This window comes from Micromonospora rosaria (genome assembly GCF_001567585.1).
GTDB classification, from domain to species: domain Bacteria; phylum Actinomycetota; class Actinomycetes; order Mycobacteriales; family Micromonosporaceae; genus Micromonospora; species Micromonospora rosaria.
Map to the genome: position 1 here is coordinate 1 of NZ_LRQV01000025.1, position 20036 is coordinate 20036.

19 protein-coding genes and 1 pseudogene are annotated in these 20036 nt (G+C 69.7%); 16 read left to right on the forward strand and 4 right to left on the reverse strand.

The genetic code is table 11. The features are described 5' to 3' along the window. Positions 1 to 582: 582 nt before the first annotated feature. The gene (gene fxlM, locus AWW66_RS09805) at positions 583 to 1806 is read right to left on the reverse strand and encodes a methyltransferase, FxLD system (protein ID WP_067363073.1); all 1224 of its coding nucleotides are present in this window, start codon (positions 1804 to 1806) and stop codon (positions 583 to 585) included. A 459-nt stretch (positions 1807 to 2265) separates the two neighbouring features. Between fxlM and AWW66_RS09810 the strand changes: the two genes are divergently transcribed. The 7 genes from AWW66_RS09810 (at position 2266) to AWW66_RS32580 (ending at position 8524) form a co-directional block, all read left to right on the forward strand. Next, the gene (locus AWW66_RS09810) at positions 2266 to 2820 is read left to right on the forward strand and encodes a class IV adenylate cyclase (RefSeq protein ID WP_245648093.1); all 555 of its coding nucleotides are present in this window, start codon (positions 2266 to 2268) and stop codon (positions 2818 to 2820) included. Between the two features lie 285 nt (positions 2821 to 3105). Then, positions 3106 to 3390, forward strand: coding sequence for a PfkB family carbohydrate kinase (locus tag AWW66_RS35945; protein ID WP_281179580.1), 285 nt, complete (start codon positions 3106 to 3108; stop codon positions 3388 to 3390). Positions 3391 to 3730: 340 nt separating this feature from the next. After that, on the forward strand, positions 3731 to 4210 hold the full coding sequence (locus AWW66_RS09820) for a glycine-rich domain-containing protein (protein WP_067363076.1): 480 nt from the start codon (positions 3731 to 3733) through the stop codon (positions 4208 to 4210). 12 nt (positions 4211 to 4222) lie between these two features. Beyond that, entirely contained in the window at positions 4223 to 5044 is an 822-nt protein-coding gene (locus tag AWW66_RS09825) for a phosphotransferase (RefSeq protein ID WP_067363079.1), read from the forward strand. Positions 5045 to 5461: 417 nt separating this feature from the next. Then, positions 5462 to 7105 carry a helix-turn-helix domain-containing protein gene (locus AWW66_RS34315; RefSeq protein ID WP_245648097.1) on the forward strand — a complete coding sequence of 548 codons (1644 nt, stop codon included), beginning with the start codon at positions 5462 to 5464 and terminating at the stop codon, positions 7103 to 7105. Beyond that, positions 7102 to 7653, forward strand: coding sequence for a GNAT family N-acetyltransferase (locus AWW66_RS09835; protein ID WP_083978362.1), 552 nt, complete (start codon positions 7102 to 7104; stop codon positions 7651 to 7653). Before AWW66_RS34315 ends, AWW66_RS09835 begins: the two co-directional genes overlap by 4 nt. Before the next feature lie 61 nt (positions 7654 to 7714). Further along, a complete protein-coding gene (locus tag AWW66_RS32580) occupies positions 7715 to 8524 on the forward strand; it encodes a class IV adenylate cyclase (protein WP_245648099.1) in 810 nt (269 codons plus the stop codon). A 164-nt stretch (positions 8525 to 8688) separates the two neighbouring features. On the opposite strand, the pseudogene AWW66_RS36215 reads toward AWW66_RS32580, so the two are convergent. The 3 genes and pseudogenes from AWW66_RS36215 to AWW66_RS35205 form a co-directional block, all read right to left on the reverse strand. After that, positions 8689 to 9156, reverse strand: a pseudogene (locus AWW66_RS36215) (endonuclease/exonuclease/phosphatase family protein); the annotation flags it as partial. A 12-nt stretch (positions 9157 to 9168) separates the two neighbouring features. Then, positions 9169 to 9768 (reverse strand): dTMP kinase, encoded by a 600-nt coding sequence (gene tmk, locus AWW66_RS09845; protein ID WP_211271897.1) that lies wholly within the window; start codon positions 9766 to 9768, stop codon positions 9169 to 9171. Between the two features lie 15 nt (positions 9769 to 9783). Next, positions 9784 to 10890, reverse strand: a complete 1107-nt coding sequence (locus tag AWW66_RS35205; RefSeq protein ID WP_067363088.1) for a radical SAM protein — start codon at positions 10888 to 10890, stop codon at positions 9784 to 9786. 656 nt (positions 10891 to 11546) lie between these two features. On the opposite strand from AWW66_RS35205, the gene AWW66_RS09855 reads away from it, so the two are divergent. The 9 genes from AWW66_RS09855 (at position 11547) to AWW66_RS09900 (ending at position 19826) form a co-directional block, all read left to right on the forward strand. Continuing rightward, complete coding sequence (locus AWW66_RS09855; RefSeq protein WP_157527318.1) at positions 11547 to 12563, forward strand: endonuclease/exonuclease/phosphatase family protein; 1017 nt, start codon at positions 11547 to 11549, stop codon at positions 12561 to 12563. Next, positions 12560 to 12796: a hypothetical protein gene (locus AWW66_RS09860; protein ID WP_067363093.1), complete on the forward strand. Its 237-nt coding sequence runs from the start codon at positions 12560 to 12562 to the stop codon at positions 12794 to 12796. Before AWW66_RS09855 ends, AWW66_RS09860 begins: the two co-directional genes overlap by 4 nt. A 26-nt stretch (positions 12797 to 12822) precedes the next feature. Beyond that, positions 12823 to 13533, forward strand: a complete 711-nt coding sequence (locus tag AWW66_RS09865) for a GOLPH3/VPS74 family protein (RefSeq protein WP_281179581.1) — start codon at positions 12823 to 12825, stop codon at positions 13531 to 13533. Then, a complete protein-coding gene (locus tag AWW66_RS09870) occupies positions 13530 to 14195 on the forward strand; it encodes a GNAT family N-acetyltransferase (protein ID WP_067363099.1) in 666 nt (221 codons plus the stop codon). The genes AWW66_RS09865 and AWW66_RS09870 overlap by 4 nt, the downstream gene beginning before the upstream one ends. Further along, the gene (locus AWW66_RS09875; protein WP_157527320.1) at positions 14192 to 14821 is read left to right on the forward strand and encodes a GNAT family N-acetyltransferase; all 630 of its coding nucleotides are present in this window, start codon (positions 14192 to 14194) and stop codon (positions 14819 to 14821) included. The genes AWW66_RS09870 and AWW66_RS09875 overlap by 4 nt, the downstream gene beginning before the upstream one ends. 204 nt (positions 14822 to 15025) lie before the next feature. Then, the gene (locus AWW66_RS09880; RefSeq protein ID WP_067363104.1) at positions 15026 to 15901 is read left to right on the forward strand and encodes a CU044_5270 family protein; all 876 of its coding nucleotides are present in this window, start codon (positions 15026 to 15028) and stop codon (positions 15899 to 15901) included. A 152-nt stretch (positions 15902 to 16053) separates the two neighbouring features. Further along, positions 16054 to 16908 carry a hypothetical protein gene (locus AWW66_RS09885; protein ID WP_157527322.1) on the forward strand — a complete coding sequence of 285 codons (855 nt, stop codon included), beginning with the start codon at positions 16054 to 16056 and terminating at the stop codon, positions 16906 to 16908. Continuing rightward, a complete protein-coding gene (locus tag AWW66_RS09890; protein ID WP_083978364.1) occupies positions 16905 to 18434 on the forward strand; it encodes a hypothetical protein in 1530 nt (509 codons plus the stop codon). Before AWW66_RS09885 ends, AWW66_RS09890 begins: the two co-directional genes overlap by 4 nt. A 399-nt stretch (positions 18435 to 18833) precedes the next feature. After that, complete coding sequence (locus AWW66_RS09900) at positions 18834 to 19826, forward strand: CPBP family intramembrane glutamic endopeptidase (protein ID WP_067363109.1); 993 nt, start codon at positions 18834 to 18836, stop codon at positions 19824 to 19826. The last annotated feature ends 210 nt before the right edge of the window (positions 19827 to 20036 follow it).

Genomic DNA, 20036 nt, shown 5'->3' on the forward strand with positions numbered 1-20036 from the left:
GCGGCGGCGGCCGGAGCCGGGTCGGGTTGCGATCCCTCCAGGGGTGATGAGCGACCCGCGCACCCCGGCCGGGTACGTCACCAGCACCCACAGGTGTTGCGATCCCTCCAGGGGTGATGAGCGACCGCAACGCCGGGGCGGGGATGGTTGAGACAGCTTCCGGGTTGCGATCCCTCCAGGGGTGATGAGCGACCTCAAGATGTTCGCCCACATCCCGATCAAGGACCTGTTGCGATCCCTCCAGGGGTGATGAGCGACCCGAACCTTAAGTCGCAGGTCAAAGCGCCTTTTGGAGCGTCTGCCGAGGTCATTTTTGCAGCGGTCCGGCGGTTGTGCATCTGTGCTGGTCAGAGCGTCGGAGGTTCGTGGCCTCGTCGACTTGGTGGCGTGGCGTGGCGTGACGTGTCGGACTGTATATGCTGACGTTCAGCTTGGCGGCCTGCAGGGGTGGCGAGTAGGTGGGCCAGTTCCCGTTGGACCTCGTCAGCGGTCTCAAGTGTGAGCAGGCTGTAGCTGTAAAGCATCGCGGCGTCGTATCCGGCGGGTACGTGTCCCCAGCCTTCCCCGTCGAGGATTCGGAGATCAGGGGCGCCAGGAGATCTTGACGGTGGTGTGCCGTTTCGGGATGAGCCGGGTTGCGGGGTGCTCGGCGGCGGGCAGCGACCCGGGGTGGATGCTGATGCGGGCGCCCGGGCCGTGGTGGTGCTCGCGATCCCACACCCGGATCTGCTCGACCAGCCGGTCGGTGAGCCCGTCCGCATCGGGCCCGTGGCCGTAGGCGCCGAACTCGTAGGTCTGCTCCTGCGGGTCGACCTCCCGGAAGGCGACGTACCCGAACCCGCCGTCACCGAGCAGCGCGGGAGTGGCGATCGGTGAGGCCGGGTCGACCAGCTCGCGGGCCGTCTCGGTGCGGGCCCGGCTGAGCAGGCAGAACCGGTCCAGGCTGGTCGCGAGCCACAGGAACAGCCCGTCGAACGGCTCCATCCCGCCGAACCGGACTCCGGACCACTTCTCCACCCGGGGCTGGCGCAGTGCCGTACGCAGGGCCTCGACGTCGACCTGCTGGTCGTCATCGAAGCGGAGGCCGACCTCCTCACCGTGCAACGTCACCAGCCGCTCGGCGTGTGCCCCGGCGCCCTGCACCGCGACGAAGCCGGCCATCTCGTGATCCACGCTGACGAGGTGGTCACCCTCCCGGATCAGCGCCAGCGAGCGGCTCAGCCCTCGCATCCGCAACGGCACGACGATCCGGCCGTCGTCCGAGAGCTGGTCCCACCAGGCCGGCGGTACGTCCCAGACCCCCACCGTGACGATGATCCGGTCGTACGGCGCGTGCTGCGGTACCCCGCCCTCGGCATCGGCGAGGACCACGTTGACGCGTCCGTAACCCGCGGTGTCCAGGAACCGGCGGGCCCGGTCGGTCACGTCGGCGTCGATGTCCACCGTCGTGACCTCACCACCCGGTCCGACCAGCTCCGCCATCAGGGCCGCGTTGTAGCCACCGGAACCAATCTCCAGGCACCGCATCCCCGGTGTGATCCGCGCCTGCTCCAGCATGACCGCCTGCAACCACGGCGCGGACACCGAACTGATCGTGACCCCGTGCTCGTCGTGCTTCGTCCGGACGACGTCGTTCGCGTACGCCTGCTCCAGCGGCACCTCGGGCGCGAACAGGTGCCGAGGAACGGCGCGGAAGGCCGCCGCCACCTCCGGGGCGGTGATCGATCCTGCGGCCAGGAGCTCCTCGACCAGCACCTGACGGAGGGCGTCGGCATGTGCCGACTCAGCGGCGGCGGTAGTTACCACGATGATCCTTCCTGATGTGGAATGCGGCGTGCACTGAAGGGCACGACCTCGCGCCTCGTGTTGGAACGTAGATCGTGTAATTCGCCAGTTCTGAGGATCTATCGGGTAGGCCCGTCTACTGATTCCGACCGGAACGCCGAAAAGGGCAGCGGTCGACCATACGATCCAGGGCGGACCCTCGAACGCCGGGCCCGGCGGGTCGAGCGGCGAATGCGCGGTGAGATAGACCAACAGGACGGCTGCGACGGTATCCACGAGCGACGGCGGTTTCGCGGTCCGGAGAGCGCCACCCGCGGGCCGAGCCGGGGGGCGTGCACAAGCTCAGAGTATCCGTCGTGCTCTCCCGCCGGGCCTGGGCTCGCCGGCCCTTATGTTTTTCCGCCAGTCCGCCGGGGGCGGGCGTGAACGGTGTGCGTGGCGTGGCCGGGGCGGCGTCGTTCTCGTGGTTAGGCTGCCGGCGTGGTCGAGGTGCGGGTGACGCAGGAGATTGAGGTCAAGTACCGGGTGTTTGACGAGGACGCGTTGCTGGCCGCTTTGCGGGCGCGGGGTGTGGTGTTGTCGGCGCCGGTTGTTCAGGATGATCAGGCGTTCGCTCCGGTGGGGTGGCGGTACGGGATGTCGAAGCGGGGTGTGCCGTTCGGGCGGTTGCGGACGCAGGGGGGTCGGCATTGGTTCACGGTGAAGCGGCCGGTGTCGAACGAGTTGGTGTGTGTGGAGCACGAGACGGTGGTGGCCGATCGTGGGCAGATGCACGGGGCGTTGTTGGTGATGGGGTTCGTGCCGACGGTGCGGATCGTGAAGTCCCGGCGGGTGGGGTCGTGGGACGACGCGACGGTGTGCGTCGACGTGGTGGACGGCCTGGGCGTGTTCGTGGAGGTGGAGGCGTTGGTCGCAGTGGGCGGGTCGGGTGAGGCGACCCAGGAGCGCCTGCACGGGCGGGTGTGTTCGTTGGGTGTGCCGGTGGAGCGGGTAACCGAGACCTACGACTCGCTGCTCAGAGCCGGACAGGGATAGCGGCTGGCTCGGACAGGGATGCCGGGACCGAAGGCGACCGGTCAGGCCGTTGACCGCCGACCCCTCGCCACCGTCCGCCGCTCTGCACGCGGTGTTGGAACCGTTCCGGCTTGTCGTGCCGCTTTTGAGTTCGTGGTGCTGTCAGGTGGTGGGTTCGCCACGCTCGACGGGGGACAGGCGGGTGTGGTCGTAGTGTGCCTCTGACTGGTTGGGCATCGCGGTGAGCGTGGCGTCCTCTCCAGACCCGCGCAAGGTCCCATCCGTTTCGGGGGCCGGGTCATCACCGTGGCCGGTTGCTACCTCTGGCAGGGCAGGGTAGGGGAGCAGGGGCAGGTCGCTTTCACTCAGCTGGTCGGAGGGTCTGGCCCGCGCGGTGCCGCCTGCAGCCGCGTTGACGACTCCGCACTCATGCCCGCACAACACGCCAACGCGATCAACACCAGCGGAGCGGGTGACACCTTCCTCGGCACCCTCGCCGCGCGGCTGGCCCTCCAGCGTCCGTTCTCCCACGCAGTCCCCGACGGCGTCGCCGCCGCGACAACCCTCGGGAGAAGCGGCGTACAGCGGTAGTGACAACGCGAGGCACCCGGAGCTGTCCGAGTGGCGGGTGTGGGCTGATGGGGCGGTTCTGTGTCGAAATTCAGTGTCGAGGATGTTCGACATCATGCCGGCTGGCGTTGAGTGGGGATGTCCGCAGCGAGCGTGGTCATGGTCGGTGAGCTGCGCGCCGGCACAGGCCAGGGACCGAGGGTGAGGGGGCATGCCGAGGGTGAGGGGCCCGCCGTCCAGATCATCCCGCACATCAGTTTCATGATCGCTTCACCGAAGGAGAGGCACGGACGCGGAGACCCCTTACCTCCGCATCCGGCGCTAACCAGCGCCGCTGACCGCACAGGCTGAAGGAGAAGTCGTGACTATCACCGCAGACCAGTCGACCAGGACCGCCGCCGCCGACCCCCGGACACTCGTCGACCCCGAGACGTTCGGCCAGCTGGTCGACTACTTCGCCGCCGACCAGCACGTCACCCGGACCTACGCGGAGCGGGCCGTCGAGCAGTTCTGCGTGTTCCTGAAGGCGCACGCCGAGAACGTCGACAACCCGGAGTTCGGGATGCCGCTGCCGGACGGCTCGATCGGCCGGGTCGTGCCGACCCTCCCGGTCGACGCGGTGTGGCACTCCGTGTTGCAGCACACCGTGCCGTACGCCGCCGCGTGCGAGCAGATCGCCGAGGGCTTCGTGCACCACATCCCCATCCTCACCGAGGGGATGATGGACGGGACCGCCGTCGCGTTCACACTGGCGGCGCTCCATCAGACCGGCTACCGGGTGGACATGGAGTTCTGGGCCGGCGAGGCGGAGTCCTGCTGCCCGCCCAACCCGGGCAACTGACGGAGGTAACCCGTGCGACGTGACTGGACCGCCCTGCCCGAGTCCGTGACGGCGCGGATCGCCGAGCGAGTCGGTGGCATCGTTGACGTGGACCCGGCTTCGAACGGTAACCATGCGGAGATCGCGTCGGCCGTCACCGGCTCGGCGGGCAGGGTCTTCGTCAAGGCGGCTTCGGGTGACCTGGGTGTCCGGTCGCTTCGCTTCGAGCTGGCGGCAACCAGCGCGATCAACGGGTATCCGCCTGAGGTGCTGTGGCACTTCGAGTGCGGCGGCTGGTTGGTGGTGGGAGTCGAGCACCTGGACGGCTCCCACCCCGACCTGTCGCCCGGCAGCGCCGATCTGGACCTGCTGGCCTCGGCGCTGAAGGGCCTTCAGGAAACGCCTGCCCCCGACGGCCGCTGGTTCACGCCGGCGAACCGGCTCGGTTTCGCTCATCCGGCGATGGAGGGCGGGATGCTCGTGCACTCCGACCTCAACCCCGCCAACCTGATCGTGACGACACGTGGCCTGCGCATTGTCGACTGGGCGTGGGCCACCAGGTCGGCCCCGTGGGTCGAGTTGGCGCTGCTTGTGCAGTGGCTCATCGGCAGCGGCCACACCGCGAGCCAGGCCGAGGAGTGGCTGGCGCAGTTCCCCGCCTGGACGGCAATCGACCGCGAGGTCCTGGACGACTTCGCCACCAGAAGCGCCTCGAAGTGGTCGACCAAGTCCCGCGAGAGCAACCTGGGGTGGGTTCACGATCTCGCGGCCTGGACCACCGAGTGGGCGTTCCACCGAAGCCGCGGCGCCCCACGGCACTGCTCACTGCCCGAAGAGCCCCGGCCTCGGCCCTGACGAGAGCGACGACTACGCCTACGTATACGCGAAGTTGTTCGGCACGTCACCGCGCCGGCCCCACCGGGTATACGAAACGGCCCGCCCTGGATCTGGATGTAGCGATCCGAGCCGCGAGCGCGGAAGGAACCAGGAGACCCGCCCACGACCACATCGACCTGCACGGATTAATCTGGCGGGCTGCACTAACACGTTAACCCCGCGAATGATCGAGGCTAGCCGCATCCCGATCACCACATGGCCTCCGGCGAGTTGGTCGTGGATGCACGCTCTGAGCTCTGTTGACCTGATGCCGGCGGCACTCCGTTGGAGTTTGGCACAGTGACACCTACTGAACCGAGAGAAGCAATTCTTGCGGTGACGGTCTGCATAGTTTTCACTGTTCGAGGTTCGATCGGTCCGCTTGCATGGACGGCGATGAAGGGGTTGCTTGTGGATCCGCAGCGGCTCAGGGATATGAAGCGGGCGCTGGGGCAGACGTTGGCCAGATGGCGCCGGGCGCGCGGGTTGACGCAGCACGATGTGGCCCGGCAGGTGCACAGCACACGCAGCACTGTTGCGAACGTGGAGTGCGGGCGGCAGGTGGTGGACCGGGTCTTCTGGGCACAGTGTGAATCGCTTCTGCACGCGGGCGGCGAGTTGATCGCGGGCTACGACGACTACCGGTCGGTGGAGGCACAGCATCGGCAGGAGCAGGCCGAGGCGGCGCGTCGGGCCCGATGGGCGGCGGTACTCGACTCCGAGATGATCGCCACGGTCGGGTCGCCCGAGTGGTCCCGGGACCGCGGGCGGTTGCCGCCGATGGGCGACGTCGGTTCTGTGACCTCCGCGGATCCGTCGGCCGTGTCTGTCCCGGCTCCGCATGCGGCGGGTTTTCCGGCCGTCCGGCCTGAGGCTGTCGTCGAAGCTGCGATCCAGGAGGTGCGCGTTGGTGGCTTGCGCGGCGGCGACAAGGCGTCCCAGGCTGGTGATACCGCTAGACGTTCGTTCGGTGGAACGGGCGGCGACAGCGATGGGATGGAGGGCGACATGCTGCGTCGTGTTCTTCTTCAGCAGGCGATCACCGCCCTTGCTGCGGGGGTGAGTGGGTCGGCCCTGGACGTGATCCGGACCGGGCTTGCCTCGTCGATGTCTGGACAGGAGGCGGGAGATGTCGACGTGGCGGAGTGGGAGGAGGTCGGCGAGGAGTACGGGCGCGCGTATTACACGTTGCCGCCAGCGTCACTCATGCTGCATCTGGCCGGTGACCTGGCAGATCTTCAGCAGACGCTCGCGGGTAGCCGTGGCAGCCGTCGGGCGGATCTGTCCCGTGTCGGGGCTCAGCTCGCGGCGGTCATGGCCATGTCGTTGGCGAAGACCGGCCAGTTCCAGACGGCGCGCAGGTGGTGGCGTACCTGTCGTACGGCTGCTGACACCTGCGGGGATCCGGCTATCCGGGTGTGGGTGCGTGGCCAGGCCGCCGTCCATGCCCTCTACGACCCAAGCTCGTCACGCACGATCGCGGTCAAGCGCGCAGACGAGGCGTTGGCCATCAGTGGCGGGCGAGCCTATCCGGGCACCGCTGAGGCGCTCTGTGCGAGTGCGCAAGCCTGTGCTTTGGTGGGCGACGCAACCCGTGCACAGATCTACACGAACACGCTGACCGACGTGTTCGGCAAGCTGACCGGTGGTGTCACCGCAGATACCGGAAGCATCTACCAGTGGCCGCAGCGGCGTCTGTGGCACGCCCTCAGCTACGTCTACAGCCACCTCGGACAGACTAAGGGTGCGCTGCGGGCGCAACAGCAGGCCCTGGCCCTCATGCCGGGCTGGGCCCCGGCTGCTCGCGCCCAGGTTCACCTGCACACGGCGATGTGCCTGATCAGGGACGGCCACCTTGACGACGGCGCGAGCCACGCGGAGCAGGCCATCACTGCCTTGCCGCAGTCACGCCGGACCGCGCTCGTCGTCCGCCTCGGACACGTGGTACTCGACGCGGTTCCCGAACAGCAACGGCGTCGGTCATCGGTCGCCGGGCTTCGCGAGATCCTGACCGCTTCTGCCTCACCGGACGTCGCATGACCGGCTTCGACGGCATCCATCTACGCCGTCACGAAGGACTTGACGCCGGCTCGACCATCACTGCCATCGCCGACCTTTACGAGATGGTGTACGCGGAACCTCCCTACGACGGCGGCCCATTGTTCACGCGGCACCGCTTCCTGCAACGCACGAACCGCCAAGTGCAGAGCCCCGGGTTCTCGCTCATCACCGCGGACGCCGATCGCGTCCTGGTGGGCTTCGCCTTTGGCCTGCCGTTCAGGGAGGGAAGTTGGTGGGCTGGCACCAGCACGCCGCAACCGCCAGCCGAGCTGGTCGCTTCAGCAAAGTTCGCCGTGATCGAACTGGTCGTCCACCCGGCTCGACGGGGCCGGGGACTTGGCCGTGCTCTTCTCGCCGCGCTGCTGGACCGGCGGCCCGAACACTATGCCATCCTGCTGGCCGAACCCACTGCACCAGCCCGTCAGATCTATGGCCGGTGGGGCTGGCAGCAGGTTGCTGACGTGCAACCAGCCCCTGACGCACCCCGACTCCATGCCCTCATGCGCTCTCTCAAGCCCGACGCCTAGCGACCGTGCTCCGTCGGGGGTGCCGACGTCGTGAGCGCGGGCAGGCGCCGACCCTGCCGGCGTGGGCTTGGCGCGGCGCGGCGCCGTGCTGTGGGGGCGGGCCGTAGGCTGGGACAATGTGACGCGTGTCGACATCCATCAGCCAGCGACCGTGGTGACTGCTTCCGAGGTGGAGGTCAAGTACCGGGTTACCGATTCTGGGGTCCTGGTAGCCGCCCTGGCGGCGCGTGGTGTGGTGCTGTCGGCGCCGGTCGCGCAGGATGACCAGGCGTACGCGCGGGTCGGCTGGGAGTACGGCCAGTCGAAGATCGGTCAGCCGTTTGCCCGTCTGCGGACCGAGCGAGGGCGACACCTGTTGACGGTCAAGACGCCGGTGGCTAACGAACTGTCGTGTGTCGAGCACGAGACCGAGGTGGCCGACCGGGACCAGATGCACGCCGCTCTTCAACAGATGGGCTTCTACCCGACGGTGCGGATCCGCAAGACCCGGCGCACGTCCACGCTCGGGTCGATGTCGCTGTGCGTGGACGAGGTTGACGACATTGGCGCGTTCCTGGAGATCGAACGGATCGTCGCGCCCGACGAGCCGGGAGAGCGGATCCAGGCCGAGCTCGATCGGTTCGCTGCAGGGCTGGGCCTGTCGCTGAGGCGCACCTTCGACACCTACGACTCGCTAATCCGCGCTGCCCGGTCGGGACTTTACAACAGCGTCGCCGGTTCGACCGACCCCGGCACGGGCCGCACGTCGAGGGTGTCGACCAGCAACTCCAGACCGAGGGTGACCGCGGCGTGGTCGCTGAGGCGCCGCTCGCGGGGCTCCTGCAGGTATTCACCGGCGCGAAGCTGGTCAAGCAGCCCGGTGCCGACGTGAAGGTAGTCGTAGCGGTAGCCGTTGCCGGCCCGGCCGAACCAACTGTGCTGCTGGACGCCAGGGGCCAGGTGTTGGTGGGCGTCGGTGAGCCCGGCGGCGTTCAGCGCGTCGAACAGGGCGTACTCGAACGGCAGCCACACCCCGGGGTAGGGCGGTTGGTGATCGCGCGAGATGACGTTGTAGTCGCCGCCGAGCACCAGGTGCGCCCGCTCGCCGACCGGCAGGGCGCCGATCACGGTGACGAGGGAGTCCACGAAGGCGCGCTTGCGCTCGACCTTGTCGTTAGCGCGGTCGCTGGAGGGCACGTAGACGCCGAGGACGGTGACCTGCGGCTCGGTGTGGGTGGTGGCGGCGACGGCCCGGCCGGGGATGCTCAGCCCGGCGGTGATGTCCGGCCGGGCGGTGACCGGGACACGGCTGATCATCGCCGCGCCGCGGTCACCCGGCAGGGGCGTGCGCAGTATCTGGTATCCGGCGTGTCGGAACTGGTCGAGCAGGTAGGTGCTGCCGTCGCCGCCGCTGGTCTCGGTCAGCAGGAGGATCTGCTCCGGGCGGGCGGCGAGCCACCGCAGCAGCGGTTCGGCGCGCTGCCGGGAGGTGGCCTGGATGTTGAGGGTCAGGATCGACAGCACGGGGCGAGCCTGTCAGGCCACTGGGCGTGGGGCGAGCAGCGGGTCCAGCGTGTCGAGGATGGCGGAGACGACCTCGTCCGGGTTCCGGTCCTGGCAGTCGATCCGCTCCTGGTGCCACGACTGGCGCCCGAGGAAGTTGAACGCCTGTGTGTAGAACTGCAACTCGCGCTCGGGGGTGGCGGTGGCTTCCAGCCGGCTCAGGCGGGGCCGCTCGGCGAGCCGGGCGGCGATGACCTGCGGGTCGTCGACCAGGTAGATCGAGATCGCGGGCTGCAGGACGTACCGGTTGTAGCTCCAGATTTCGTGCACGTCGACCGCGTCGACCCGCTGCAGCACCAGCGACGACTGCACGTATCGGTCGCTGACCACGATCATGCCGGCGTCGAGCGCGGGGATGATCTCGTCCTCGACGTGCATGGTGCGGTCGGCGGCGATCGCGAGCGCGAAGGCTCGCCCGTGGATGACTCCTTCGGCCTCGCGCAGCAGCTCACCCAGGCGGGTCCGGGTCGGCTCGCTCGTCAGGTGTACGGGCTGACCGGCGCGGTGACGTAACCGCTTGGTCAGCAGACCCGCGACGGTGGTCTTGCCGACGCCGTTGGGCCCCTCGATCACGACGAACACGGCGGGTCAGGCCTTGACCTGTGGGATCGGGATCAGCGGCAGCCGGGCGGCCTCGGGTGGGCACTGCTCGGCGTCCGGCGCGCCGATCCGCTCGCCGGCGGCGACAACGGCGGCCGGGCAGCCCTTGCCGCACGACCTGTTCAAGCCGCACGCGCCGCACGTCGGGTTGGCCCCGACCGGGTAGCGGTCGTGGAGTTGGTACCGGTCGAGGGCATCGGCGACCTCGGCTTCGAGGATGTTGCCGACCAGGAACTCGCGGTCGGCATGTCGGGACTGCGGTGTCCTGGCGGCGAAGACCAGGTAGGGGCAGACGGCGGTGTCGCCGTTGGCGAAGACGTAGATGAGGGTGCCGGCGTCACAGCCAGCCAGCGGCCGGTCGTCGTTCGGAAACCGGATCGGCACCAGCTCGACGTCGTCGGCCAGCGGCGCGGTGGCGGCGGTGATCGCCCGCATCGTCTGCTCCGGGGGGGGGGCGAGCCGGCCGTGGGACTTCACGCCTCGGCCGAAGCTCGACAGCGGGTTCATCAAGAGATACTGCGCGCCCAGTTCGGCGGCGAACGCGGCCAGCTCGGTGAACTCCTGCGGCCTGGTGAGCACGTTGGGCGTGGACAGGATTCCGTGCAGCAACCCGGCATCGGCGAATCTGCGCGTTGTCGCGCGGGTGACCTCAAAGGAGTCGCGGCTGCCGCGGAAGCGGCCGTGCGAGGCGGGGCGGAACCCGTCGAAGCTGACGTTGACCCGAACGTTGCCCAGCTCGGCGAGGGCGGTGATCTGCTCGTCGCTGGTGAGAGTGGCATTCGTGCAGATCTTCACCGGTAGGTCCAGCCGCGCCGATGCGGCGCAGATCTCCACCAGGTGTGGGTGCGCGAAAGGTTCCCCACCGGTGAGAGTCAACCGGGTCACCCGAGCGGCCCGCAGCCTGGGCAGAACCACCTCGACCATGTCATCGAGCGTGATGTCCACGCCGATCCGCGTCGAGGAAACGAAACAGTGCGCGCAGTGCAGGTTGCACCGCTCGGTAATCTGCACCAGCGCCTTGCGCTGGCCGTCGTCGACCGAGGTACGGAAGTAACAGGAACTGGCACGGGTATCGACGACCAGACGCTTACTCATGACCCCTCCAAGCGCCCGCCCGATTCCCGGAGCGTTGCCATCGTCTGGCCCGCCTCGCCGGACTTCCCGTCCAGCTAATCGGTCACTGACGCATGTCGAACACCCTCGACACCGAGTTTCGACACGGGCCGTGAGCGAGCGCCGCACACTGCCGGTGGTCACCGTCAACGTGCGACCAGGTTTCTGATCTATCGATGCCAAAGTCGTTGACGTCGACTGGAACGCGACTCGGCAACCACCTCTCAAACGCGGATCGCATGTCGAATCTCCACGTCGAAGCTGTCCAACATCCTCCACCCCAGCCAAAACCGATGCCCGACGGCATTGATTGCTGCCCGCTTCGCCCCCGCACTCGGAACTCCGTCCCGCTGATCTGCGGGACGCGGTTGCCTCTTCGCCCACCCCCGTCCATATAACTTGAGACGTGACCGGGGTTCGGTGGTCATTGTTCCCGCGAGACGACGACACCCGGTCGCGCGGCCCGGCCCTGCTTAGTTGGAGGCGGGCGGGTCCGCGTCGGAGATTCGCGTCGAAGGTTTCCGACATGCGTCGGCGTGGGTCTACTGGCCTGAGAACAAAGCTGGCAAGGAAAAGCGACCGAATAGACGCCGACGACCCCAGCGAATGGTTTCAACAGACAGCAACAGGAGCAAGCGGTGCTGCCGAGGCCGGATCACGCAGGTGTAGTCAGGCCGACCATTCGCGTCAGGAGGCCATGTGCCATGAGATTGCGTTTCGCGACCTACAACCTGCTCGACCTGACCCTTGCTCCTGAGAGCGCGCGGGAGGGTGAGCGGCAGCGGCAGGTCATCCAGACCATCCGCGCGATCAAACCCGACGTGCTCGCGGTGCAGGAGCTGAAGTGCCCGCCCGGTCGTGCCGGCCGGCTGGTGGCCGAGGTGGGGGAGCGAACCGGTTTGACCGCGACCGTGCAGGAGTCCGGCGGCCGGGCGGTCCACGCGGTCGCGGTGGGCGATCACACCCTGCATGTGGCGTTGTTGTGGCGTCCCGGTCTCACTCCGTTGCCGGAGACGTTCCGTACCTACAGCCCCGCCGTGCACCACCATGGTGGGTGGCGGGGTGTCGGCTACGGCTCCCTGGTCCGCCTCGGTTTCCTCGTGGCGGGCCGTCCGGTGACGTTCGCGTCGTATCACGCTCCGGCGTTCGGTCGGCATCGTCGTCTGGACCAGGCCGAGACCGCCCTGGCGGCCGTGACCGCACCGGCGGGGCCGGTGCTGGTCGGGTCGGACTTCAACGCGGTCGGCGCGGCCCGGGTGAACGGTGATTTCTACGATCCTGACCCGTACACCGGTCATCCGTGGTGGCCGGATCTGGTGCATCAGTGCCATGAGCCGACCCATCCGGGGACCAGTCACCGGGCGGATCGGCGGCCGGCGGCGGTGTGGGAGGCCGGTGGCCTGTACGACGTGGCCGCGCATGCCCGCCGTCCGTGGCAGGCGACGACGGGGCACTGGCCGTCGTGTCCGTACAGCGTGCGGGGTATCGCTCGCCGGATCGACATGGTGCACGCGACGAAGCCGGTGCTGCGGGCGGTGTCGGGGATGACGGTGGTCGACACCCCGGTCAGCCGTGCCGCCAGTGACCACCTGCCGGTGGTCGTGGACCTCGACCCGGCAGCACTACCGGCCCCTCCCGCAGTGGGTGGGTCATGACGCGCCTGGAGGAGAGCGGTCACCCGACCGACCGTTTCACCGCCGCGTCCCGCACCGTCCGCGCCCACGCCGACGGCGGCGTCTGCCCCGCCTGCCCGGCCGACGGCCCCTGCCCGCAGCAGACCTGGGCGGTCCGTCAACTGGCCGACCACCCGGGTGGCCGTCTCCTGCTCCACCAGCTCGGCATCCCCTCTGACGAGTCCGTTTCGATTCAGGAAGGTCCGCTGCGGTGACCACTCGCTCCGCCGCCCGCTCGCACGTGCCCCGCCACGCCCCGCCCACTACCGCACCCGGGTGTCTCCAGGCGCGGGGTGGTGACGGGCACCGGTTCGCCGACGAGTTCCACCTCCTCGCTCACGACGACACCGGTCAGCCGCGGCTGCCCCGTCCGGTGGCGGCGTACGGGCTGGCCGCCGCGCTGCTCGCCGAGTTGCACGTCAGCGGGCGGATCACGTTCGACCAGGGGCAGGTTCAGGTGCGCGACCGCCACCGGCCGGCGGACATGGTGCAGGGTGTGCTGCTGGACCGCATCGCGGCCGTGAAGCCGGAGTCGACGCGGGTGTGGCTGGCGTTCGTCGCCGAGTCGGCGCACAGTCAGGTCGCGTACCGGATGTGCCAGACCGGGCTGCTGACTGCCTATCCGGCCCGTCGGTGGTGGCGGCGGGGGAGGCCGTCCGGCTACCGGCCCGTTGACCGGTTTGATGCGGCGTGGCCGTGGGTGCGGTTGTCCCAGCAGCTACGGGACCGCGCTCCGTTGGGTGACAGTGACCGGATCCTGGCCGGGCTGGTTCTGCACACGCATCTCGACACCGCGCTCCTGGCCGGGGCTTCACTGCGTGCCCGCGTGTACCTGCGGGAGGTGGTCGAGGATGTGCAGCCGCCGGTGCACGAGTTGTTCGCTGCCCTCGCAGCCCTGGTTACCACTAGTGTGTCGCCGCTGGGTGAACCCGTGCCGGGCACCCTCCGATGACCATCACTGCCCGGGTGACCATCCGCCAGGCCACACCCGACGACGTCGACGCCCTCGCGGACGTTCTCGCGGAGGCGTTCCACGACAGTGCGGTCGCCGGCTGGCTGATCCCCGACCCGACCGACCGCCCCACCATCTACCACCGCTACTTCACCGCCGTCCTGGCCCACGGCCTAAAGCACGGGCACGTCGACACGGTCGCCGACCGCAGCGCGGTGGCGGTCTGGTACCCCCGCCTGCGCCCGCCACCCCCACCCGCCCCCACGCATCAGGCGTCGCTCGCGGAGGCCACCGGCCGGTACGGGCCGTTGTTCGCGCTGATGGAGGCGCTGTTCGAGGTCGGTCACCCCGACACGCCGCACCACCACCTCGCCCACCTCGCCGTCCGTCCCGTCCGGCAGGGCCGTGGCCTCGGCACCGCTCTCCTGGACCACCACCACCGGCGTCTGGACGCGCAGGGTGTGGCCGCCTACGTGGCGACCACCAGCCCCCGGCGTGGCTTCTACCAGCGGCTCGGCTACCACACCTGCCCGCCCCTGACCCTGCCCGACGGCCCCGCCGTCTGGCGCATGTGGCGTCCCGGGCCGGCCGGGCTGCCCGCCGCGTTCCCGAGCACCGTCTTCCCGCCTGTCGACTGCTTCAGTGAGGACCCCATCCGATGACCGTGCCCGTAGTCCACCACTTCCGCACAGCCCTGCCCGGTGATGTGGCTGTGATCGCGGCGATGCTCACCGCCGCCGCCGTCCACGACCCCCTCACCCGATGGCTCCTCCCCACGGATGCCACACCCCGCGACCGCTACCACCACCTCCATCCCCTGCTCACCGCCGACATCACCCACGCCGTCGAGAACGGGGACGTGGACGTGCTCGACGACGTCACCGGCGTCGCCGTGTGGCACCACCACACCCACCCCGACACCGTCCCGCCCCCACGGCACCACTTCGGCCCCGACACCGGACGCGCCCCCGTCCGCTACGCGCAACTCCAGACCACGGTCGACAGCTACCGGTCCGCCGCACCCCACCACTGGCTCACCTACCTGTGGATCCACCCCAGCCTGCGCGGAATCGGCGCCGCCCGACAGTTGCTCGACCACCGCCACCAGCGTGCCGACCAGGAGGGGCTGCCGGTCGACACGGTCGTCACCACCACCGGCCTGCGGGACCACCTCACCGCGTGCGGATACCACCCCGACCTGCCCCTCCACCTACCCGCAGGGCCCGCGCTGTGGCCGCTGCGCCGCACCGCCCGCCCCCTACCTGCCCACCCGGCGCCGGCCGGCTGAAACCCAGCCCCACCGTCCGGCACCGACCAGGTCGCCTCGGCCCTGCCGTCACCGGCCGGGTGGGCCCTTCACACACCGACCGTTCACCGAGCTGAGGACCATGACCCTGCCCCACGTCCCCGTGCGGCCGACCGGCCGCCGCCTCGCCGACGAAACCGCCTGCCGCCTCCACCACACCTGCCACCGATGAGCGAGGCCCCTGTCATGAACCCCACTGTCCTCCGACCGGCAGCCCCGCGTCGGCCGCCCCGTCTCGGCCGAGCCGTCGCCGGCTGCACAGCCGGTGCCGTCATCCTCACCGCCGCCACCGCCTGTTCGACGCCTGCCGGGCCCGAGTCGACCAGGCCGCACCACTCCGGCGCACCCACCCCGTCGGCCGTCGCCACCACACCGGCCACCAAGGCCAGCGACCACCCGCTACTCCGACTGGCCGACCGGCTCACGGCCACGCCCGACGACACCCACCCCGGCCCCTACTCCTACCTGCACACCTGGCAGTGGGCCCGAGCCACCACCGTCCTCGCCCGCACCGAAACCCAACGCTGGCGACACCCCGACGGCTCCGGCCTCACCATCGACCGACGCGCCCCCGACCGACCCCTGCTCACCGGCCTACCCGACCCCACCGAGCTGACCATCTTCGACCAGACCACACCCACCCGCCAGAAGCACATGCCCGGACAACTGCCACCCGCACTGCCCGAACCGATCCCGACCGACCCGGCCACCCTGTCCGACCGGATACGCGCCACCGCACCACCGGAGGCCGGACCGACCGTGCTGCTGACCGCGGCGGTCAGCATCAACCGCGCCCACTACCTCGACCACCACCAGCGGGCCACCCTCCTACGGGTCCTCGCGACCATCCCGACCCTGCGCCACGACCCCGACGCCGCAGACATCACCGGCCGACCCGGGACCGCGGTCAGCCTCACCGCCGGGGCCTCCACCACCACGCTGACGTTCGACCACACCACCGGCGCCCTCCTGGCACACCAGGAAACCCTCACCACGACGCCCACCTCGCTGTTCCAGTACGAGCTGTTCACACACGGCCGCCGGTCCCACCCGCCGCCATAAACCCACACGGCGGGGTGCGTTCGGCGCGGAAACCCGCCGGACACGACCAGGTCGTTCGCCCCGCCCCGGCCGGTGCCGGCTGGGGTCGGCCTTCCTAACACCGAGCCCGACTGTTTACCGAGTTGAGGACCATGACCCTGCCCCACATTCGCGTGCGACCCCCCACCGGCCGCCGCCGCCCTCTCGCTCTCCAGACCCCCGTCACCGCGTTCAGGAACCCGGACACCGGGCACCGGCTGCTGGTGGTCTCGACCTTTCACTTCGGGGAGCCCGGCTACTACCAGGTGCTCCTGGACGACATCACCGCCTACGAGCACGACGGCTGGCAGGTGCAGCACGAAGGCTCCCAGCACCTCACCCCCGCCGGCACCCCGACCGCCGAGGAGCGGGCCGTCCTCGACGACCTCGCGGCCAGCCGTGAACTGGAGGCCCTGCGCATGAGCATGCTCGGCTGGGTCTCCCAACACCCCGTCCTGCACCGTCCCACCTGGCGCACCGTCGACATGGCCGACCTCGACATCATCCGCGCCGTCGGCCACGACACCATGCGCGCCCACCTCACCACCAGCCGGGAACGCCTCGGCTGGCCCGACACCCAGCCCTGGCAGCACTGCCGTTTCCACGCGCTGCTCGCCCTCGGCCTGCGCCACATCGCGCGAGCCGTCGCACACGGGAACGATCCCCACGGCCGCCGCCCCCATCCTGACCCGCGGAAAGAGGCGCTGGACCGGGTGTTGCTCGACGCCCGGTCCACGACCGCCGTCACCACCGCCATCGCCACCGACACCGACGTGGTCATGGTGTGGGGCGCCGCGCACTTGCCCGGCATTGCCGCCAGCCTCGGCGATCACGGCTATCAGGCCGACCCCGCCGATACCCGCTGGCACACGGTCGGCCTCATCCCCCCGGTCAGGGCCTCCACCATTCGCTACCTCCTGCGTAGACCCCCCGCACCCCACCTGAACTTCCACACCACTACTGAGCCGGTAACGGAGCCCACGTCGTGAACCGCATCCTCAAGCCCGCGCTCCTGCTCGGCGGCCCGGTCCTGCTCGCCGCCGGCTGCTACGGGCTGGCCCCCTACTACACGACCATCGCCGTCTGGGAACTCCGCCCCATCCTCCCGGTCGCGCTCGCCGTCGCGGTCGGCTTGGCCATCGCCGCCGGCCTCGGGAGCCTCGGCGCCCGCCTCGACGAGTACGACAACCGACCGATGATCGGCCTCGGCCTCGCCGGCTGCCTGATCGGCGCCATCGTGGCGGTCGGGTGGATCACCCACACCCAGTACCAGCAGGACCGGACATTGGCCGGCACCCTGACCGTCACCACCACCCCGGTTCCGGACCTCGCCGGCCGGACCCCGTTCCAGGTCGCCCAGGCACAGGCCCGATCCGCCCTACCGGACGGGGGTGACATCGTCAGCGACGCCCACCTGCCCGACCAGGGCCGCCATGCCACCCTGGTCACCCGGCGGGGCATGCTCGCCGGCTACGCCACCGTCCTCACCACCCCCGCCACCGGCGACGGGCAGGGCCCGGCAGGGCGGTGCGAGTTCGACCACCACCGGGCCGACGCCCGTGCCGGCGGCCTGTTCGGCCACAACCTCGGCCGCCAGATCTCCACCCACCAGCGGTGGGTGCGCTTCACCGCCGACGACATCTACGCCTACTGCGACCACGACCGGCCCATCGTGGTCGTGCCCCTCAAACGGCAGAGCGGGATCCTGGTCGTCACCGAGAAACCCGCCGGGGTCGCCCTCTATGACGGGAAGACCGGCGAGCTGACCATCACCACCGACACCACCGGAGTGCCCGGCCCGTCGTATCCGTTGAGCCTCGCCGCGCAGCAACGCGACGCCACCACCGCCACCGGATCCTTCACCGACTGGTTGTTCCGCCGCGCCGGCTGGGAACTGCCCGACGACGACGTCAACTCCGCCAACACCGCCGAATACACCCTCACCACCGACGGCCGGCCGACCTACGTCACCCCGATGACCGCACGCGGATCCGCCACCGCCATCTCCGCCATCACCACCGTCCCCGCCCGACATTCCGGCCTCAGGCTGGCGCCGCTGACCGTGCACCGCCTCGACCCCACCTGGGTGTCACCCACCGCCATCGCCGACCGGATCCGCGCCGACTACCAGGACCTCCCCAACTGGCACACCATCACCGTCTACGAAATCATCCCCACCGGCCGTGACCGGTGGACCGCCACCCTCGGCACCGGACAGACCATCCTCTACCGCGCCACCGGTGTTGGCACCCTCACCGGCGACACACCCACCTGCCTCCACCACACCGACGGCAGCATCCTGCGCTGCGGCAGCACTGCCAACACCCACGGCAACGGCCCCGGCCTCCACTACGCACCCAACAGCACCCCACGCCCAGGCGAGGGCCACCCCACCCCGTCATCCGCCCCGAACGACAGGGACCTCAACCGCATGACCGACCAGCAACTCGCCGACCTACACCGCCGCATCGCCGACGAAACCGCCTGCCGCCTCCAACACACCTGCCACCGATAGACGGCCCGGTCGAGTCACAACGGCGGTCTCGCCAGTCCGCGACCAGAAACAACCGGCACCCCGACCACCGCCACCGGCCGGCTGACCGGCCGGCGACGCCAGTCGTCATGTCCCACGGAAGGCGCGCTCTCTCTTGCTCATGGTCATCGGTATGGCACTGCTGTTCTCGGAGGTCACAGGCCAGGCCGTCACGCCACCTTCTCCGGCCGCGGTCGCGCGTCATGTCGGGGACGCCCGGCTGGACCAGGTTCTGCCCTGCGGGTGGTGCCTCGTCTGCCACCTCGACACCCTCACCTGGCCGCCGACACCCCACACCTGCCGCTGAACCCCACCAGCCCACCGCGCCCGGTCTGGTGCCGGCCCGTGCCCGCCCCTCCACGCCCTGGAGATCCCACCCTCATGCCCTCGTCCGTGTCGGCGACCGGCACCCCCTACCACCGACTCAGCCAGCACATCCCCCGACGCCGCTCCCTGCTGACCATGGCGGCGGTCCTGATCGGCACCCAGGTCGCCCAACTCCCCGTCACCCGGATCACCCGACACCTCCCACCGGAAGGGCTGCCCGTCCTCGGCCCCTACACCGGGCTGGTCCTGTCGTTCGCCGAGATCGCCTGCATCCTGCCCGCCACCCTCCTCGCCGTCCGCTGGGGCGAGAAACGCCGGGTAGGCACCCTCAGCAGCGTCGCTGGGCGGCTGCGCTGGCGGTGGCTGGCCGTCTGCCTGGTCATCGCCGCAGTCTGCGTCCCTGTCGTGTTCTGCGCCGGATCCCTCACCGTCCTGCTCGCCGTCCCCGACACCAGCACAACATCACCACCGCCGTCGCGGACCTGGATCGGCCTCGGCCCCTCCCTGATCACCCTCGCCGTCCTGCTCAGCCTCATCGTCGGCCAGGTCGCCGCCGAGGAATACGTCACCCGAGGCGTCATCCTCCAAACGGTAGGCCGCCTCACCCGCACACCCTGGCCCGCCATCACCGTCCAGGCCACCATCTTCACCGCCCTGCACGGACCCGGCGGATGGGGCACCCTCGGCGTCCTCACCACCGGCATCGCCCTCGGCTGGCTCACCACCCACACCGGCGGACTCGAAGCCGCACTCGCCTACCACCTCACCCTCAACGGCGTCATCGCCGTCATCGCCGTCGCCATCGGAGCCACCGACCCCACCACCAACGCCACCCACGCCCCCTGGCCACTCGCCATCATCACCGCCGCCACCGCCACCACCTACACCCTCACGACCAGCTTGGCAGCTCGGACCCTCAGCATCACCCCCACCCGACGCGCCACCGATGACTTCGACACGGCGACAAGGTCAACCACCACCATCGGCGGCCCAGGTGTCTACCGCGATCCGGCATTCAGGACGCACCCGCCGGAGGCCCTACGATGACCACAAACCCGCTCCCTATCCGATCTGGATGTCGATAGGGGAGACCCGTCGCCTGCATCTCGGGTCACCAAGTGGCCGGCAGTACTGCGGTCGTCGCGAGTGGTTAGTCTTCCGAAGGTGCTCGCCTCGACTAGGATCGGCGGAAACGCGTGACGGACGATCTGCAGGTGCCGGTCTGGACACTGGCGACGGATCGATCCCGAGAGGATC

What these genes read in the sequence shown, in the direction of transcription:
- AWW66_RS34315 (WP_245648097.1), top strand. Translation starts at nt 5,462, where the DNA reads ATGAAGGGGTTGCTTGTGGATCCGCAGCGGCTCAGGGATATGAAGCGG.
- AWW66_RS09835 (WP_083978362.1), top strand. Translation starts at nt 7,102, where the DNA reads ATGACCGGCTTCGACGGCATCCATCTACGCCGTCACGAAGGACTTGAC.
- AWW66_RS35205 (WP_067363088.1), bottom strand. Translation starts at nt 10,890, where the DNA reads ATGAGTAAGCGTCTGGTCGTCGATACCCGTGCCAGTTCCTGTTACTTC.
- AWW66_RS09860 (WP_067363093.1), top strand. Translation starts at nt 12,560, where the DNA reads ATGACGCGCCTGGAGGAGAGCGGTCACCCGACCGACCGTTTCACCGCC.
- AWW66_RS09870 (WP_067363099.1), top strand. Translation starts at nt 13,530, where the DNA reads ATGACCATCACTGCCCGGGTGACCATCCGCCAGGCCACACCCGACGAC.
- AWW66_RS09875 (WP_157527320.1), top strand. Translation starts at nt 14,192, where the DNA reads ATGACCGTGCCCGTAGTCCACCACTTCCGCACAGCCCTGCCCGGTGAT.
- AWW66_RS09880 (WP_067363104.1), top strand. Translation starts at nt 15,026, where the DNA reads ATGAACCCCACTGTCCTCCGACCGGCAGCCCCGCGTCGGCCGCCCCGT.
- AWW66_RS09900 (WP_067363109.1), top strand. Translation starts at nt 18,834, where the DNA reads ATGCCCTCGTCCGTGTCGGCGACCGGCACCCCCTACCACCGACTCAGC.